This is a genomic window from Rahnella inusitata (assembly GCF_965118895.1).
Taxonomy (GTDB): domain Bacteria; phylum Pseudomonadota; class Gammaproteobacteria; order Enterobacterales; family Enterobacteriaceae; genus Rahnella; species Rahnella inusitata_A.
Genome location: NZ_CBCPJJ010000016.1, coordinates 30,935 through 48,465, shown reverse-complemented (window position 1 = coordinate 48,465; position 17,531 = coordinate 30,935). Strand labels below are relative to the sequence as shown.

Genomic DNA, 17,531 nt, shown 5'->3' with positions numbered 1-17,531 from the left:
TCACCGGGATGACGAAAAATACTGCAAAACTCGATCTGTTCTAAAAAAGTCCGTTTAGCTTGTGGCCAACATTACAGCTTCGCCAGCATCGCGCGCGTCACCAGCACCACACCGCCCTCTGAGCGATAAAAGCGGCGGCTGTCTTCGTCGGCGTTCTCACCAATCACCATGCCTTCAGGGATCTGGCAGGCGCGGTCAATCACACATTTACGCAAGCGGCAGGAACGTCCGACATTGACATCCGGCAAAATAATCGTTGAATCAATATTGCAGAAAGAATTGATTCTCACACGCGGGAACAGCACTGAATGCACCACCACCGAGCCCGACACGATGCAACCTCCGGCCACCAGCGAGTTCATGGTCATACCGTGGCTGCCTGAACGATCCTGCACAAATTTGGCCGGCGGCAGCGGTTCCATGTGCGTGCGGATCGGCCAGTTGCGGTCATACATGTCCAGTTCAGGCGTGACCGACGCCAGATCCAGATTGGCACGCCAGTAAGCGTCGAGGGTCCCCACATCGCGCCAGTACGGCGGTAATTCTTCATTCTGCGTCACGCAGGAGAGACTGAACGGATGCGCCCGCGCCACGCCCTGCGATGTCAGTTTCGGGATCAGGTCTTTTCCGAAATCGTGGCTGGAACCTTCGTCCGCCATATCTTCTTCGAGGATCTTAAAAAGATAGTCCGCATTAAAAATGTAGATGCCCATACTCGCCAGCGCCATGTCGGGATGACCAGGCATCGGCGGCGGGTTTTGCGGTTTCTCGACAAAACTTTTGATGTGGTAATCGTCGCTGACGTCCATTACGCCAAACTCGCTGCCCTCGGCAATCGGCACTGCGAGGCAGGCGACAGTACATTCGCCGCCCTTCTGCACGTGATCGATCAGCATCCGCGAATAATCCATTTTGTAGATATGATCGCCCGCCAGGATCACCACGAATTCGGCGTCATAGCGACGGATAATATCCAGATTCTGATACACCGCATCAGCGGTGCCTTTGTACCAGTGCTCGGTGCTGTGGCGTTGCTGTGCCGGAAGCAGATCCACAAACTCGTTCATTTCTTCGTTGAGAAAAGACCAGCCGCGCTGAATATGCTGAACCAGCGTGTGAGACTGATATTGCGTGATCACCCCGATACGCCGGATGCCCGAGTTCAGGCAATTCGACAGGGCGAAATCGATAATGCGAAATTTCCCGCCGAAGTGAACGGCAGGCTTAGCCCGGGTTGCAGTTAAATCTTTCAGTCGTGAACCACGTCCCCCGGCAAGAATCAATGCCACGGATTTCAGCGGCAGTTGTCGCGCCAGCATGACCGGGTCCCGGTTATCTAATGTCGCCATATCTGACTCCTTCGTTTTTATAGTTACCGGCTCTGTGGAGTGAAATCTTGTAGGACACAGAGGGTTTTCGCTGCTGCCCGCCATTGCGAGCCTTCCATGACGCGTCGGGGTTCCTCGTCAAAAAGCACACTGTTGAACGGCGCAACCGGCTGCCAGTTTCCCGCCGGCAGTTGCAAGTCAACGTCGTGCAAAGAAGCATTCACAATGAGAAGCCAGCGCTGGGACAGGCGGATTTGCAGCCACTGCTGCGGCCCCTGCTCCCAGTCACCGACGCTCATCGGTTGCCCCTGTTGATTCAGCCATTGCACATCGCCACTGTCGTCCTGCCACCCGCGGTTTTGCGTCAGTGCCGGAATTTTCCGGCGCAACGCAATCAGCGCACAAACGTAGGCCGTCAGGCTTTCATCCGCATTTTCCCAGTCGAGCCAGGTCAGCGGGTTGTCCTGACAGTAGGCATTGTTGTTGCCTGACTGGCTGTTGCCGTGCTCGTCACCGGCCAGCAACATCGGCGTGCCCTGTGACAAAAACAGCGTCGCCAGCAGCGCGCGCTGGCTGAGACGACGCTGCTGCAAGACATCTGCAGAAGCGTCCAGCCCTTCCTCGCCGTGGTTTTGGCTGAAGTTCTCGTTATGGCCGTCACGGTTTTCTTCGCCGTTGGCCTGGTTATGCTTCTGATTAAAACTCACGACATCACGCAGCGTGAAGCCGTCGTGCGCGGTGAGCATATTGATACTGGCGTAAGGCGCGCGCTGCGCCGGATCGAACTTATCCGCTGACGCCGCAATCCGGCCGGCAAATTGCCCGATCGAAATATCGCCGTGCAGCCAGAACTGACGCATTTCGTCGCGCCACACGTCGTTCCATTCAGCGAACGGAGCCGGGAAATTCCCCAGCTGATAACCCCCAGTGCCGATATCCCAGGGTTCAGCGATTAGCTTGACCTGCGACAGCACGGCGTCCTGTTTAATGGCTTCGAACAGCGGCGATTGCGCGGTGAACTCCGGCGTTCTGCCAAGAAGCGTCGCTAAATCAAACCGAAATCCATCGACGTGACATTCGCGCACCCAATAGCGCAGGCAGTCGAGCGTCCAGGCGACCACCTCGTCGTCCACCAGCCGCAGCGAATTGCCGCAGCCGGTCATGTTATTGTCGGAACCATCCTCGTTCAGCCAGTACCAGCTGGCATTATCAATTCCGCGAAACGAGATAAACGGCCCGTCGATAGCCAGTTCAGCGCTGTGGTTAAACACCACGTCGAGGATCACTTCGATCCCCGCCTGATGCAGCGCTTTCACCGCCGATTTGAATTCGCTCAGCGCCGACACACCGCCCAGGCCGCTGGCATAACGCGGGTCGATGGCGCACGGCGCGAGCACGTTGTAGCCCCAGTAATTGGTCAGGCCAAGACGTTGCAGGCGCGGTTCGTCGGCATGATGTTGCACCGGTAAGAGTTCAATGGCGGTGACGCCCAGATGCTGCAAATATTCGAGCATGACCGGATGTGCCAGCCCGGCGTAAGTGCCGCGCAGCGCCGCCGGAATACGCGGATGCTGACGGGTCAGACCGCGCACGTGCGCTTCGTAAATTACGGTATCGCCCCACGCCGTGGCGGGCGGTTTGTCATCTTCCCAGTCAAATTTCCCGGCTACGACCACAGACTTCGGTGCGACGACCGCGCTGTCGCGGTCATCCGGCGCATCGACGCCGCCGGTAAAACGCGCGTTATCGAGCAGTACGCCGTCAATCGCCCGCGCACTGGGGTCGATCAGCACTTTTTTCGGATTAAAACGGTGGCCGTTTTTCGGATCGAACGGCCCGTAAACCCGATAACCATAACGCTGTCCGGCTTTGGCTCCCGGCAAAAATCCGTGCCACAGATTGCCGGTGCGTGCAGTCAGCGGCAGATGCTGCTCGCTCCCGTTCTCATCAAACAGACATAACTCCACTTTTTCCGCATGTGCGGAGTACAGGCAAAAATTTACGCCGTTATCTCTGAGATGCGCACCAAAGGGTGCGGACTGACCGGGCTCAAGCTGCTTCATTACGGCTCCCTGCGCAAATAGACCGTCGCCAGGGGCGGGATGGTTACGCTTATCGAATGTTCACGCTGATGCTGACTGATATTTTCACTGTGAACCGCACCGGCGTTGCCAACGTTGCTGCCGTGGTAGAAGTGCGAATCGGTATTAAGAATTTCGCGGTACACGCCCGGACGGCTGATGCCGATGCGATAGTCGTTGCGCGGCACCGGTGTGAAGTTGCTGATGACAATCACCTCACCGGCGTTTTCGTCGCGGCGTGCGAAGGCGAAAATCGAGTTGGCGTGATCGTCGACCACCAGCCATTCAAAACCGCGCGGATTGAAATCCAGCTCGTACAGCGGCGCGTTGTCGCGATACGTATGGTTGAGATCGCGCACCAGATGCTGCACGCCGGCGTGCCAGCTGTTCGGATCATCAAGCAGATGCCAGTCGAGGCTGGCGTTGAAATTCCACTCGCGCCCCTGTGCAAATTCGCAGCCCATGAACAGCAGTTTTTTCCCCGGATGCGCCCACATAAAGCCGTAATAAGCGCGCAGGTTGGCAAACTTCTGCCAGGCGTCGCCGGGCATTTTGTCGATCAGGGATTTTTTACCGTGGACAACTTCATCGTGCGACAGCGGCAGAATGAAGTTCTCGCTGTAGGCGTAAAGCACGCCGAACGTCATAAGATTGTGGTGGTATTTGCGATGAACCGGATCGAGCTGCATATATTTGAGCGAGTCATTCATCCAGCCCATATTCCACTTGTAGTGGAAGCCCAGCCCGTTGGCATCAGGCGGCATAGTAACGCCCGGATAGTCGGTGGACTCTTCTGCCAGCGTCACCGCGCCACCAAGCTCGCGACCAATGGTCTGGTTGGTGTATTTCAGGAAAGCGATGGCTTCGAGATTTTCGCGGCCGCCGTAATAGTTGGGGATCCACTCTCCGGCTTTACGGCTGTAATCACGGTAAATCATTGAGGCGACGGCATCGACGCGCAGGCCATCAATCCCGAACCGCTCGATCCAGTAAAAACCATTTCCCGCCAGATAGTTGCGCACTTCGTGGCGACCATAGTTATAAATCAGGGTGTTCCAGTCCTGATGATAACCTTCGCGCGGATCGGCATATTCGTACAGCGCGGTGCCGTCGAATTCCGCCAGACCGTGGGAATCGCTGGGGAAATGCCCAGGCACCCAATCGAGGATCACATTCAGCCCGGCGTTGTGTGCGGCTTCCACCAGCGCTTTAAAATCTTGCGGCGTGCCGAAGCGGCGGGTCGGCGCATACATGCCGAGGGGCTGATAGCCCCAGCTGCCATCGAACGGGTGCTCGTTCACCGGCATCAGTTCGATATGGGTGAAGCCCATCCATTTGGCGTAGGACACCAGCTGTTCCGCAAGTTCGCCGTAGCTCAGCCAGAAGTTATCGTCAGTATGGCGACGCCAGGATCCCAGATGTACTTCGTATACCGATACCGGCTGATTCATCGCATTGGCTTTCTTGCGCGTTTCTGAAAACGGCACAATATCCGGCAGCTTGCGGACGCAGGACGCCGTTTCCGGGCGCATCTGCGCTTCAAACGCATACGGATCAGCGCGCAGGCTCACATTACCGTGACAGTCGATAATTTCGAATTTATACAGCTGACCTTCGCTCACCGCCGGGATGAACAATTCCCAGATCCCGTTTTCGCGGCGCTGACGCATCGGGTGGCGGCGGCCATCCCAGAAGTTGAACTCGCCGACAACCGAAATGCGCTGGGCGTTGGGTGCCCAGACCGCAAAACTGACGCCCGCGACGTTATCGAGCGTTTGCAGATGCGCGCCCAGTTTTTCGTAAGGCCGCAGGTGCGTGCCTTCGGACAGAAGCCAGATGTCCAGCTCCTGTAACAGCGTGCCGAAACGGTAAGCATCGTCAATCACATGGAGGTTTTCGCCCCAGCGCACTTCCAGCTGATAGCGAAAGAAATTCTTACGACGCGGCATCAGGCCGACAAAAAAACCGCGATCGTCAGTGCGTCGCAGTTCGATAACTCTTTTACCTTTCTCCGCATCAATCACCCAGACCTGATCGGCATCCGGCAGCAGTGCGCGCACTTCCAGTCCGGCGGCGACGGCGTGCATCCCCAGCAGAGAAAAAGGATCAGCGTAGTGACCCGATATAATTTGATTAATGACGTGCTGATCGGGAAGTACAGACATGAATTTCGTCCTATGATTAATTAAATCAATAAATCCAATAAAATCATTCAGGTACTCAATACGAAACGTGATCCCAGTGTGCTCCCCTTTTTATCGTTGCTTTGTGATCTCGTCCGGTTTCAGTTTTGCTAAAAAGTGCGCGATTGCGCCCGTGCTCACATTTTCTAAATAAGTCTCAGTTTCAGCTTCTCAAAGAGGCTTGGCTCTTCTACTAAGCATAGACAAAGGTTGAAGAAATCAGCGGGAAGAAACCGAGGAATTTATCTCAAAATGAAATACAGAGAGATGCGCTGGCAAAATGCAGATAAACGGTAAAGTGATTGATGACAGAAACAAAAACGGGACACCGTGCTGGTGTCCCGTTGAGCTGAAAACGGCGCCGTTGTCCGTAAACAGGCGGGTTAGAGAAGAATACGCAACATACGGCGTAAAGGCTCTGCTGCGCCCCACAGCAGCTGGTCACCGACGGTGAACGCAGACAGATATTGCGGGCCCATATTTAGCTTACGCAGACGCCCAACCGGCGTGTTCATAGTGCCGGTCACTGCGGCCGGCGTCAGTTCGCGCATCGACAGTTCACGGTCGTTCGGGATCACGCGAACCCAGTCGTTGTGCGTCGCCAGCATTTGTTCAATTTCAGGGATCGACACGTCTTTTTTCAGTTTCAGGGTGAACGCCTGGCTATGACAGCGCAACGCGCCGATACGCACACACAGACCGTCTACCGGAATGATGCTTGAGGTACCGAGAATTTTGTTGGTTTCCGCCTGACCTTTCCACTCTTCTTTGGTCTGGCCGTTATCGAGCTGCTTGTCGATCCACGGGATCAGACCACCTGCCAGCGGCACGCCGAAGTTATCGGTTGGCAACGTACCACTGCGGGTCAGCGCGGTGACTTTACGTTCGATATCCAGGATGGCCGACGCCGGATTTTCCAGCTCCTTCGCCACGCTGTTGTGCAGCATGCCCATTTGAGTCAGCAGCTCGCGCATGTGACGCGCGCCGCCGCCGGAAGCCGCCTGATAAGTCGCAACCGACGCCCACTCGATCAGGTCGTTAGCGAACAGGCCACCGAGAGACATCAGCATCAGGCTGACGGTACAGTTACCGCCAACAAAGGTTTTGATACCTTTATCGATGCCCTGATGGATCACTGCGCTGTTAACCGGGTCGAGGATGATTATCGCGTCATCCTTCATTCTCAGAGAAGATGCTGCGTCGATCCAGTAGCCTGACCAACCGATTTCACGCAGCTTCGGATAGATTTCATTGGTATAATCGCCGCCCTGGCAGGTGATGATAATGTCCAGCGCACTCAATGCGTCCAGATCATAAGCATCCTGTAAGGTGCCAGTCTGCCCCGTAAAGTCCGGAGCGGCCTGACCATGCTGAGAGGTGGAGAAGAATACCGGACGGATAGCGTCGAAATCGCGTTCTTCAATCATGCGTTGCATGAGTACAGAACCGACCATCCCGCGCCAACCAACGAAACCTACATTTTTCATAATGACTGTCCTGCCCTGAGGGTGATAGCTGTGTAAAACTGCTTGAACACGCGTTTGCACTAAGTTGGCGCCTTTTTATGATGCGCCATGCTCTGTTTCCGCGCTGGTCTACCACCTTACAAAATGTTCCAGAAGTGGCAAGTGAATTTAATCAATAGTGCAGCGTTTAATAGCAGCACAACTTATAACAGGCGTTTTATCATTCTGAGGTAGTCATGACCGAAATGATTTCAGCAACCATCTTGCTGTTTTTAATTATGGATCCGCTGGGCAATTTACCGATTTTCATGTCGGTATTAAAACATCTCGACCCGAAACGCCGTCGCGTGGTGCTGATCCGCGAAATGCTGATTGCCCTGCTGCTGATGCTGATCTTCCTGTTCGCTGGGGAAAAAATCCTGTCGTTCCTGAATCTGCGCACTGAGACCGTCTCGATTTCCGGCGGCATCATTCTGTTTCTGATTGCCATCAAAATGATTTTCCCGTCCGAAGAAAAAAGCAGCACGGGTTTGTCCGCCGGTGAAGAACCTTTTCTCGTGCCGATGGCCATCCCGCTGGTTGCCGGTCCGTCGATTCTCGCCACGCTGATGCTGCTGTCACACCAGTATCCGAATCAGATGAGCCACCTGACGCTGGCATTGTTTATCGCCTGGGGCCTGTCGATGGCGATCCTGCTGCTGTCGAACCTGTTTCTGCGTCTGCTCGGCGACAAAGGCGTCAGCGCCCTCGAACGCCTGATGGGCCTGATTCTGGTCATGCTGTCGACCCAAATGTTCCTCGACGGGATCAGGGCGTATTTGAAAATTTAGCAGATGTCAGAAACGAAAAAGGCGAACCGGTTGGCTCGCCTTTTTTATTACTGTCGTTTTCCCGTCACACTACCATCGACAGCAACAAACATCCGCCGAGGCCGCAGAGGGAAATAATGGTTTCCAGCACGGACCAGGATTTGAAGGTTTCGACGATGCTCAGGTTGAAATATTCCTTGAACAACCAGAAGCCCGGATCGTTGACGTGCGAGAAAATCACGCTGCCAGAACCGACGGCGATCACCATCAGCTCAGGGCTGACACCAGTAGTCGCGATCAAAGGCGCGGCGATACCGCCTGCCGTAATCGCTGCCACCGTGGCAGAACCCAGCGCAATACGCAGAACCGCAGCGATGGACCACGCCAGCAGGATTGGCGACAAGGTACTGCCGTCCATCATTGCGGCGATATATTTCTCGATTCCACTGTCGACCAGCACCTGTTTGAACGCACCGCCACCGCCGATAATCAGCAGCATCATTGCAATGATTTTGATGGAATCGCTGACCGTCGCCATCACGTCTTCCATCTTACGTCCACGGTTGAGGCCGAAGGTGAAGATAGCGATGAGCACTGCAATCAGCGTTGCCATCACCGGGTCGCCGAAGAATTCAGCGTATGCCAGCACGGGATGGCCCTTCGGCAGGATCATTTCGCAGACGGCGCGGAACGCCATCAGAATGACCGGCACCAGAGACGTCGCGACGCTGACGCCAAAGCTTGGCATTTCGGCTTCAGTAAAGGTTTTCGGATTGAACAGGCCTTCCGGCACCGGTTTGTCGATCCCTTTCAGGAAACGCGCATACACCGGCCCGGCCAGAATCACCGTCGGCACCGCCAGCAGCGAACCGTACAACAGCGTTTTGCCCATATCCGCGTGGAAGATCGTTGCAATCGCCGTCGGCCCCGGATGCGGGGGCAGGAAACCGTGGGTGACGGATAACGCGGCCGCCATCGGTACGCCGACATACAGCAGCGGCAGTCGTGCAGCTGCTGCTACGGTAAACACCAGCGGCAGCATGAGAACGAAGCCCACTTCGTAGAACAGCGCAAAACCGACGATAAAACCGGTCAGCACGATCGCCCACTGAATGTGTTCACGACCAAACTTCTCGATAAGTGTGGTGGCAATCCGTTGTGCACCCCCGCAGTCGGCCAGCATTTTACCGAGCATGGCCCCAAAGCCCATGATCAGCGCCAGACTACCTAACGTACCGCCGACCCCATTTTTAATGGAGGTAATGACTTTATCGACCGGCATGCCTTGCATGATACCCACCGCCAGCGCGACCAGAATCAGTGCGATAAAGCCGTTGAGCTTGAACCGAATCATCAGTAATAAGAGCAGTGCGACGCCCACCGCTACAATAATTAGTGGCATATTCTTCCCCTCATGCTGTCGCTCTGGTGCAGTAATCCAATGAGCGACGCATTGTTTTTAATTTTCAACATGTTGTAGGAATTAACAGTGCAACGGGTACAGACCGCGACCGCTAAAACAGCAGTGCATTCCTTTGTGATATTAGTCACATCTCCATTTGTTACCGGTATCATGATACCGGTAACATGCTAATATTAGGACTCACTACACAGTCAAAATTTTCATTTTGGGATAGAGATCATACTTATGGCAGGACAAAGCATCATTCTGATGGGCGTGTCAGGCAGCGGTAAATCCACCGTCGGCGCGGCACTGGCCCGTGAAATCAACGCGAAATTCATCGACGGTGATGATCTTCATCCCCGCGCCAATATTCAAAAGATGGCCAGCGGCACGCCACTGAACGACGACGATCGTGCACCCTGGTTGTTACGTTTAAACGATGCGGCCTACAGCCTGCGCCATAAAAACGAAACTGGCGTCATTGTCTGTTCTGCCCTGAAACGCCGCTACCGTGACGCGCTGCGTAAAGACAACGAAGGCATGGTGTTCATCTACATGAAAGGCAGTTTTGACGTGATCGCCGATCGCCTGAAAGCACGCGCCGGGCACTTCATGCCGACCGATTTACTGAGAAGCCAGTTCGAGGCACTCGAAGAACCGGGTGAAGACGAACCTGATGTCTTACGCGTCAATATCGATCATAAGTTCGACGGCGTGGTCGATCGCTGCGTAGCAGCTCTGAAGACGGTTAAGGGGTAGTTTTCGCTTTCTGCGACGGTTTTTATGAAAATCCGTAATTCTTTAATTAGATTACGGATTTTTTATGCTTTAAAAATCACCTTCCCCCTCCTCATCTCCCGATATTTAATTCCTGCTTAACACTTAATTCTTTGTGATCTCCTTCTCAGTTAATCCCTTTCATCAGGTTTACCTTTCCATGACTCTATTTATCGCATTGATTTTACAGTATTTACTTTAGTTATGGATCGACAGTAAAACCACTTTCTGATTAATCATTTCCTGACAGTTAAAGGAATAACGCGATGGCGGTTAATGGAACGCGCTTTACATTTAAAGCAGGCAGCACGCCTGATGACACCTTTGCGGTGGTCAGTTTTCATCTTTCTCAGTCCTACTCCGAACTCTTTACCCTGAATGTATTACTCGCCAGCAGTGATCCGGCCATTGGCTTTGAAAAAGTGCTGGATGAAGTAGCGACGCTCGTCATCTGGCAGGGGGAAGAAATCAAGCGACAGGTGCGCGGCATCGTGACGTTCTGTGAACAGGGCGATACCGGTAAGCATCAGACGCTCTACCACATGACCCTCCGCCCATACTTCTGGCGCAGCACCCACCGCCGCAACTGCCGCAGTTTCCAGAATCAGGATATCGTTGGCATTCTTTCCCCGCTGATGAAAGAAATGGGGATCGTCAAATACGACACCTTGTTTCGCGCTGGCCACACGCGTCGTGAATTTTGCGTTCAGTTTATGGAAAGTGATTACGATTTCATTTCGCGGCTCCTCGCTGAAGAAGGGATTTTCTTTTACGAAGAAGAGTTCCTGAAGGCAAATAACCAGAAGCTTATCTTTGCCGACAACTGTTCCGCCTTAACCGGGATTGGCCGGCTGCCGTATAACCCGAACGCCGCCTCCGAAGCGGAGACCTACTGCATCAACAATTTCCGCCGCAGCGCACAAATTCGCCCGTCAAAAGTGATTACGCAGGACTACACCTTCACCGCGCCCAACTGGGCGGCGCAGTATCAGGAAACGCCGTCGAAGATCCAGTATCAGCATACGGTATACGACATGTTTGATTATCCGGGCCGGTTTAAGGACGAAAAGCACGGCGCAGACTTTGCTAAATATCAGATGGAGGGCTGGCGTAACAACGTTGACGTCGTGGTGGGCACCAGCAATACGCCACAGCTCTACCCGGGCATCTGTTTTGCCCTCACCGACCATCCCCGCGAAGTCCTGAATGCCAACTGGCAGGTAGTTTCAACCGAGATGCACGGCGAGCAGCCGCAGGCGCAGAGGGATAACGAAGGCCAGGGAACGACGCTGATGACGACGTTCGAAGTGATCCCCTCCACGCAAACGTGGCGGCCGGTGCCGCATCCCAAACCCCGTATTGACGGACCGCAAATTGCCATCGTCACCGGTCCGCCAGGAGAAGAGATTTTCTGTGACCAGCACGGCCGGGTACGAGTGAAGTTTGCGTGGGACCGCTACAACAAAGCCGACCACGGCAGCTCCTGTTGGATCCGTGTCTCGCAGGCGTGGGCTGGGACCGGTTTTGGCAACATTGCCGTGCCGCGCGTCGGACAGGAAGTGATCGTTGATTTCCTCAACGGCGACCCCGACCAGCCAATCATCACCGGCCGTACCTATCACGCCAGTAACCGTTCGCCGGGCAGCCTGCCGAAAACGAAGACGCAGATGGCTATCCGCTCCCAAACCTACAAAGGCAGCGGCTACAACGAGCTGATGTTTGAAGACGCGACCGGCCAGGAACTCTTGTCCATGCACGCGCAAAAAGACATGAAGACCAAAGTGCTAAACAACCTGATGACTGACGTGGTGGCAAATCATGCGGAAACCGTGGGCGGCAATCAGGCCATCACCATTGCGAAGAATCAGGTACAGAACGTCGGTGCCAGTCAGATTGAAACCATCAACGCCAGTCAGGTGGTGAGCATTGGTCAGAACCAGTCCGAAACCATCGGCATCTATAAGAAAGAATCCGTGGGCGTCATGAGCGCCTTGTCCGTTGGGATGGCCTATCAGATAAGCGTTGGGGGGATCATGAACACCACGGTGGCGATCACCCAGGACTCGCAAATCGGCATCGCCAAAACCCTGCTGGTTGGAAAAAAATACGGGATTACGGTCGGGCAAAACATGTCGGTGAACGTCGGTGAGCGTAAAACCGAAAGTGCAGGCAACGTCGCGCTCTATACCGCCGGCGATCATCTGGAACTGGGCTGTGGCAGCGCCAAAATCGTGCTCACCAAAGATGGCAGCATCTTCCTCTCCGGCACTCAGCTGCATATGCAGGGCGTCCTGAGGGTCAACAGCGATTCCGCACTCATCAACATCAACTGCGGTCTGTCAAAAGCGCCACCAGAAGCCCCTTCAGACAGCAGCGGTAGCATGCCGACAGGCAGCTCAACGCCTCCATTCGTCTAGGATTTTACTGCTTAAAAGGATTTGACACATGACCGGATTTCCTGCCGCCAGGCAGTTTGATAACACAATGAAAGGCGGCCCGATTGTTCAGGGCTCCGCTGGCGTGATGATTGGCGCGCCCACCGGCGTGGCCTGCTAGGTCTGCCCCGGCGGCATTGTGGAAGGCAGCCCCGTTAATCCTTTACTCGGCGCGAAAGTCCTGCCCGGCGAAACCGACATCGCGCTGCCCGCGCCGCTGCCCTTTCTCCTCATCCGCAGCTACAGCAGCTACAAAACCGACACCCCCGCGCCGGTCGGATTATTCGGCCCCGGCTGGTCGGCGGCGACGGACATTCGCCTGCAAATTCGCGCTGACGCACTTATCCTCAACGACAATGGCGGGCGCAGCATCCACTTTCATTTGCTGCCCCCCGGCAGCGTTGCATTCAGCCACAGCGAAAAACTCTGGCTGGCGCGCGGCGGTCAGGATAAGCAGCACGATGGCCATCCGCTCAGCAACCTCTGGCAGGCGCTGCCTGAAGAACTGCGGAACAGCCCGCATTATTACTTTGTCGCCAACGACGCCACCGGCCCGTGGTGGATTTTAGGCTGCGTTCAGCTGCCGGAGACCGCCGCAGACGTGCTGCCACGCCCGCTGCCTTCTTCGCGCGCGCTGTTTGGCATCACCGACCGCTTTGGCAATGCGCTCCGCTATCATCGCGACGCTGAAGGCGAGTTTGCAGGATGCATCACCGCTATTACCGACAGCGTCGGGCGGCACTTTCGCCTTGAGCTGATAGCGCTGCCGGACTTCAAGCCCGCGCTGAACGCCGGCTGGGGCGCTGACAGCGGCGTCCGGCTTTCAGCCACCTGGCTGGCGAAAGACGCGCTCTTTCCGGACCTGCCTACCAAACCCTTAGCCCGGTATGACTACACCCCGCGCGGCGAGCTTAAAACCGTGTATGACCGCGCGGGCGTTGCCGTCCGCCACTTCGATTGGCATTCAGAGCTGAGCGGCACCGGCCTGATGATTTCACACCAGTACGCAGGGCGTCCGGCAACCCGCTACGTTTACGACGCGTCCGGCAAAGTTGTTTCGCAGATCAATCCTGGCGGGCTGAGCTATCAGTTTGAGTACAGTAATCATCAGACGCGCGTCACCGACAATCTCGGCCGAAGCCGCGTGTATTCCTTCGAGGGCGAAAAGAGCCTGCGGCGGGTGGTCAGGCTCGAAGAGGCCGACGGCAGCTCAACGCGCAGCACCTTTAACAACCGCGGCTGGCTGACGTCGCAAACCGACGCGCTGGGCCGCACCACGGAATATCACCTCAACCCGGCCAGCGGCGCGCTGACTGCCATCCTCCACCCCGGCGGCGAAAAGCGCAGCCGGTACAGCGATAACGCGCAGGGCCAGCGGGTTTGCAGCACGCTGCCGGACGGGCGTCGTTCTGACAAAGAGTACGACGCCCTTGGCCGCCTGACGGCGGAAACCGACGCCATGCGCCAGACCCGCCGCTATCACTACGCCGACGGTAAAAGTGCACAGCCCTCTGCTACCGAAGACCCAGCTGGCGGGCGTCAGCTGCTTGAGTGGAACGAGGCCGGGCTGCTGACGTCATTCACCGACTGCTCCGGCTATAAAACCGCGTATCACTACAACCGCGACGGCCAGCCGCTGAACATCCTGTTTGAGGAAGGCATGAGCACCCGATTTGAGTACGACGCGCGCGGGCGGCGTATTTCACAGGAGGACAGCGCCGGTCGCAAAACCCGCTGGCAGTACAGCGAGGCCGGAGACGTCCTCACAATCACCCGCCCAGACGGCAGCCAGAGTATCCAGACGTATGACGAACGCGGCAATCCGACCTCGCAGACCGAGGGCGGCCTGACCCGCAAGACGGAGTTCGACAGCGCCGGGCGACTCATTCGCCTCGTCAATGAAAACGGCGTCGACACCCACTTCAGCTACGACGTCATGGACCGCCTGACGCAGGAAATCGGCTTCGACGGCCGCACGCAGAGCTATCAGTACAACGTCATGGGGCAACTGGTGTACAGCGACGATGCCGGGCTGGTGACCCACTGGCACTACGATGACGAGGGCAGGCTTATTCGCCAGCAGCGGCCGGAGCTGGCCGACGGCCACGACGATACGCTGTGGCGCTACGACGAATCCGGCCGCGTACGGGAAATCGGCCACCGCAGCGAGGGCCATCTGGTGAGCGTCCGCTATCAGTACGATGCTAACGACCGGGTGAACGGCGAGCGACAAATGGTTCACGGCGCCTGCGGCGACCTGCTGTGGCAGCACACGACGGTGCGCGGGTTCGACGCGCGCGGCTTTGAGTCAGTGGTGCGCTACGACGGCCTGCCGGAAATACGCTGGGAGACCTACGGCCCCGGCCACCTGCTCGGCGTGAAGCTCGGCGACGACGTGGTGCTGGACATCGGCCGCGACAGGCTGCACCGCGAAACCCTGCGCCAGTTCACCGATAAGTGGCAGACCGAAAGCGTCTATTCGAACACAGGCCAGCTCACCACGCAGCGCACGCCTGACGTCCGCCACCCGAACCTGATCCGCGAGTATCACTACAACGACGCCGGGCGGATGACCGACATGACCACCGGCAACGGTGGCCACTTTTACGCCTACAACGAAGCAGGACGTCTGAAGAACGTCAGCACGCCCAGCGGATTTCTCGTGACACTTACCGACCCCGCAGGCAACCGCCACTTCACCTATCACGACCACTACCATCCGACCAAAGAGCAGTTGCAAACCTGGTACAGCAACCGCGTCCAGCGCGACGAGCGGTACCTTTATGAATATGACAGGTTCGGCAACCTCACTGAAAAACGGGGCTACCACTCGGGCTGGGTGCCGGTGGCGAAAGACCGCGAGGCGGTTTACACCTACGCCTACGATCAGGCGCACCGGCTGACGCGTTTTGCCATCGAGGAAGGCGGCCAAACGCAGACGCTGGCGCGCTACATTTATGACCCGCTAGGGCGAAGGGTCGGTAAGAACGTCACTACACTCAGCCCGCAGACCGGGCAGCCCGAGACGCAAAACACCTGGTATGGCTGGCACGGCGACCGGCTGGTGCTGACCGAAAACCGCGACACCCAGCTACATACGGTTTATCACCCGAACAGCTTCGTCCCGCTGCTGCGCGCCGAGCACGCGCGAGTAGAGGACAGTCACCGTTCGCTGGCGGAAAAGCTCGAGGAAGAAAACGGCAGTTCGTTCCCGACCGAACTGCATCTACGCCTCAATGAAATCGAGAAAGACATCCGCAATAACCACATCAGGGAGGAAAACCGGCAGTGGCTGGACGCCGTCGGCCTGAAGGCCGAAAACCTGGCGGTGTGGCTCGCCCCGCTGCCGGAGGGCGACGCGCTGAAACTGCATCTCTACCACTGCGACCATCTGGGCACGCCAATCGGGCTGATAAACCAGAAAGACGGCAAGGTGGAATGGGACGCCGTGATTGACCCGTGGGGTAACGCGCCAGACATCTACAACCCATACAAACTGCGCCAGCCAATCAGAATGCAGGGTCAGCACTGGGACGAAGAGTCAGGTCTGCACTATAACCGCCATCGTTATTATGACCCGACGCAGGGGCGGTATATTACTCAGGACCCGATCGGGTTGATGGGTGGGTGGAATGTTTATACTTATCCATTGAATCCATTGTTACTTTTAGACCCACTGGGTCTTTTAGGAAAAGATGGGGAAGGAAAAGGGGAAGAGAAAACAAAAATCTCATTGAGACCAGATGGTAGGCCCTGGGGTGCAGGCTGCGGAGATGCGAGTACTGATAGATTAGTGCCGGATGGTATGTATGGGGCTGATTTTACGGAAGCTTGCGCTATCCATGATGCCTGTTATGGTGCTTTGAATAAGAATAAAAACGCATGCGACATTGAATTAGGAAATAATATCGTATTAGCATGCGACAAAGCGCTAAAGAATATATCTAATACAGAAGATCTTCTCAATAGCTGCCATGTTATGGCAGGTATATATCAATTTGCGGTAGAAAAAAAAGGAGGACCAGCATATGCAGCAGCACAAAAATATTCGGCATCCAATAAATAGATTGGGAATAGCTATAATTTTCAGTCAAAAAATTCATCATATAGTATTGACACACACTTATTTTAATAATTAGTGGTGCTATTATGCTTCCAATAATAAATTTTAGATTACTACTCTTTCTGGCACTAGCAGTTGTTGCTTGTGACGATGGTGAAAGAAATTTTTATATAAGCCCCTTAGCATCATCACCCGCAACAATTGGTGGGCTAAAGTCAAGATGGTATTATTGTGAAGGGTGTTTAAAAAACAATCAATGCAAGTCGGACTATGTTAAACAATGCAAAGAAGTGATGATGCTTGACAAAAATAATGCCTTAGATGTCGCTGTAGCGAGTGCGAATGTCGACGGAGTGTATTTCCTTATGGATGTCGCGAAGGCGGATGTCAATAAAATTTCAAATGATTATAAAGGTACACCACTTATGATAGCCGCCTATTATGGAACTAAAGAGCATCAGGAAATAGCAAAACTCTTAATTTCACGCGGCGCAAATGTTAATGCAGTTAGGAATATACAACCAAACAGTACTGCTTTGTTGATTGCGATTTGGAAGAACAACACTAATTTTGTAAATTTCTTGCTAAAAAAAGGAGCAGACCCTTCATTAACAGCATCCGGAAAAAAGAAAGACGCGGCCTGCAAGATCGCTATAGCACATCAACGAACTGAAATAATTCCATTAATCGAAGGTTGTTGTGATTATGCTTTAAATCACTCTGAATTGAGTTTTTCTTGTAAATGATAATATCAAATGATGTCAGAGGGTGATGCAGTTTCGATTATATCCCCCCTGTAACTATTTGGAAAAACTCCAAACTGGCAAGGTGGAATGGGACGCCGTGATTGACCCGTGGGGTAACGTGCCAGACATCTACAACCCATACAAACTGCACCAACCAATAAGAATGCAAGGGCGGTATATTACTCAGGATTCGATTGGTTTGAGAGGTGGATGGGATGTTTATCGTTATCCGTTAAAC

General features: G+C 54.9%; 10 protein-coding genes and 1 pseudogene. 6 read left to right on the top strand and 5 right to left on the bottom strand.

Annotated features, from left to right (window positions below; genetic code table 11):
- Positions 1-71 precede the first annotated feature (71 nt).
- The 4 genes from glgC to asd form a co-directional block, all read right to left on the bottom strand.
- Complete coding sequence (gene glgC, locus ACMHLI_RS15220) at positions 72-1,349, bottom strand: glucose-1-phosphate adenylyltransferase (protein WP_413530206.1); 1,278 nt, start codon at positions 1,347-1,349, stop codon at positions 72-74.
- A gap of 23 nt (positions 1,350-1,372) precedes the next feature.
- A complete protein-coding gene (gene glgX / locus ACMHLI_RS15215; protein ID WP_413530205.1) occupies positions 1,373-3,391 on the bottom strand; it encodes a glycogen debranching protein GlgX in 2,019 nt (672 codons plus the stop codon).
- Entirely contained in the window at positions 3,391-5,574 is a 2,184-nt protein-coding gene (gene glgB, locus ACMHLI_RS15210; RefSeq protein ID WP_413530204.1) for a 1,4-alpha-glucan branching enzyme, read from the bottom strand. Before glgB ends, glgX begins: the two co-directional genes overlap by 1 nt.
- 401 nt (positions 5,575-5,975) lie before the next feature.
- The gene (gene asd / locus ACMHLI_RS15205; RefSeq protein WP_112167592.1) at positions 5,976-7,079 is read right to left on the bottom strand and encodes an aspartate-semialdehyde dehydrogenase; all 1,104 of its coding nucleotides are present in this window, start codon (positions 7,077-7,079) and stop codon (positions 5,976-5,978) included.
- Positions 7,080-7,294: 215 nt separating this feature from the next.
- Between asd and ACMHLI_RS15200 the strand changes: the two genes are divergently transcribed.
- Complete coding sequence (locus ACMHLI_RS15200) at positions 7,295-7,888, top strand: YhgN family NAAT transporter (protein ID WP_056775258.1); 594 nt, start codon at positions 7,295-7,297, stop codon at positions 7,886-7,888.
- A 64-nt stretch (positions 7,889-7,952) separates the two neighbouring features.
- On the opposite strand, the gene gntT is transcribed toward ACMHLI_RS15200, so the two are convergent.
- Entirely contained in the window at positions 7,953-9,269 is a 1,317-nt protein-coding gene (gntT, locus tag ACMHLI_RS15195) for a gluconate transporter (RefSeq protein ID WP_413530203.1), read from the bottom strand.
- Between the two features lie 246 nt (positions 9,270-9,515).
- Between gntT and ACMHLI_RS15190 the strand changes: the two genes are divergently transcribed.
- From ACMHLI_RS15190 to ACMHLI_RS15170, 5 genes and pseudogenes are all read left to right on the top strand, one after another.
- Positions 9,516-10,031 (top strand): gluconokinase, encoded by a 516-nt coding sequence (locus ACMHLI_RS15190; protein ID WP_413530202.1) that lies wholly within the window; start codon positions 9,516-9,518, stop codon positions 10,029-10,031.
- A gap of 284 nt (positions 10,032-10,315) precedes the next feature.
- Positions 10,316-12,466: a type VI secretion system tip protein TssI/VgrG gene (tssI, locus tag ACMHLI_RS15185; protein WP_413530201.1), complete on the top strand. Its 2,151-nt coding sequence runs from the start codon at positions 10,316-10,318 to the stop codon at positions 12,464-12,466.
- A gap of 28 nt (positions 12,467-12,494) precedes the next feature.
- Positions 12,495-13,394 (top strand): annotated as a pseudogene (locus ACMHLI_RS15180) (DUF6531 domain-containing protein); the annotation flags it as partial.
- Between the two features lie 78 nt (positions 13,395-13,472).
- Positions 13,473-16,550, top strand: coding sequence for an RHS repeat-associated core domain-containing protein (locus ACMHLI_RS15175; protein ID WP_413530219.1), 3,078 nt, complete (start codon positions 13,473-13,475; stop codon positions 16,548-16,550).
- A gap of 83 nt (positions 16,551-16,633) precedes the next feature.
- Positions 16,634-17,293 (top strand): ankyrin repeat domain-containing protein, encoded by a 660-nt coding sequence (locus ACMHLI_RS15170; protein WP_413530200.1) that lies wholly within the window; start codon positions 16,634-16,636, stop codon positions 17,291-17,293.
- The last annotated feature ends 238 nt before the right edge of the window (positions 17,294-17,531 follow it).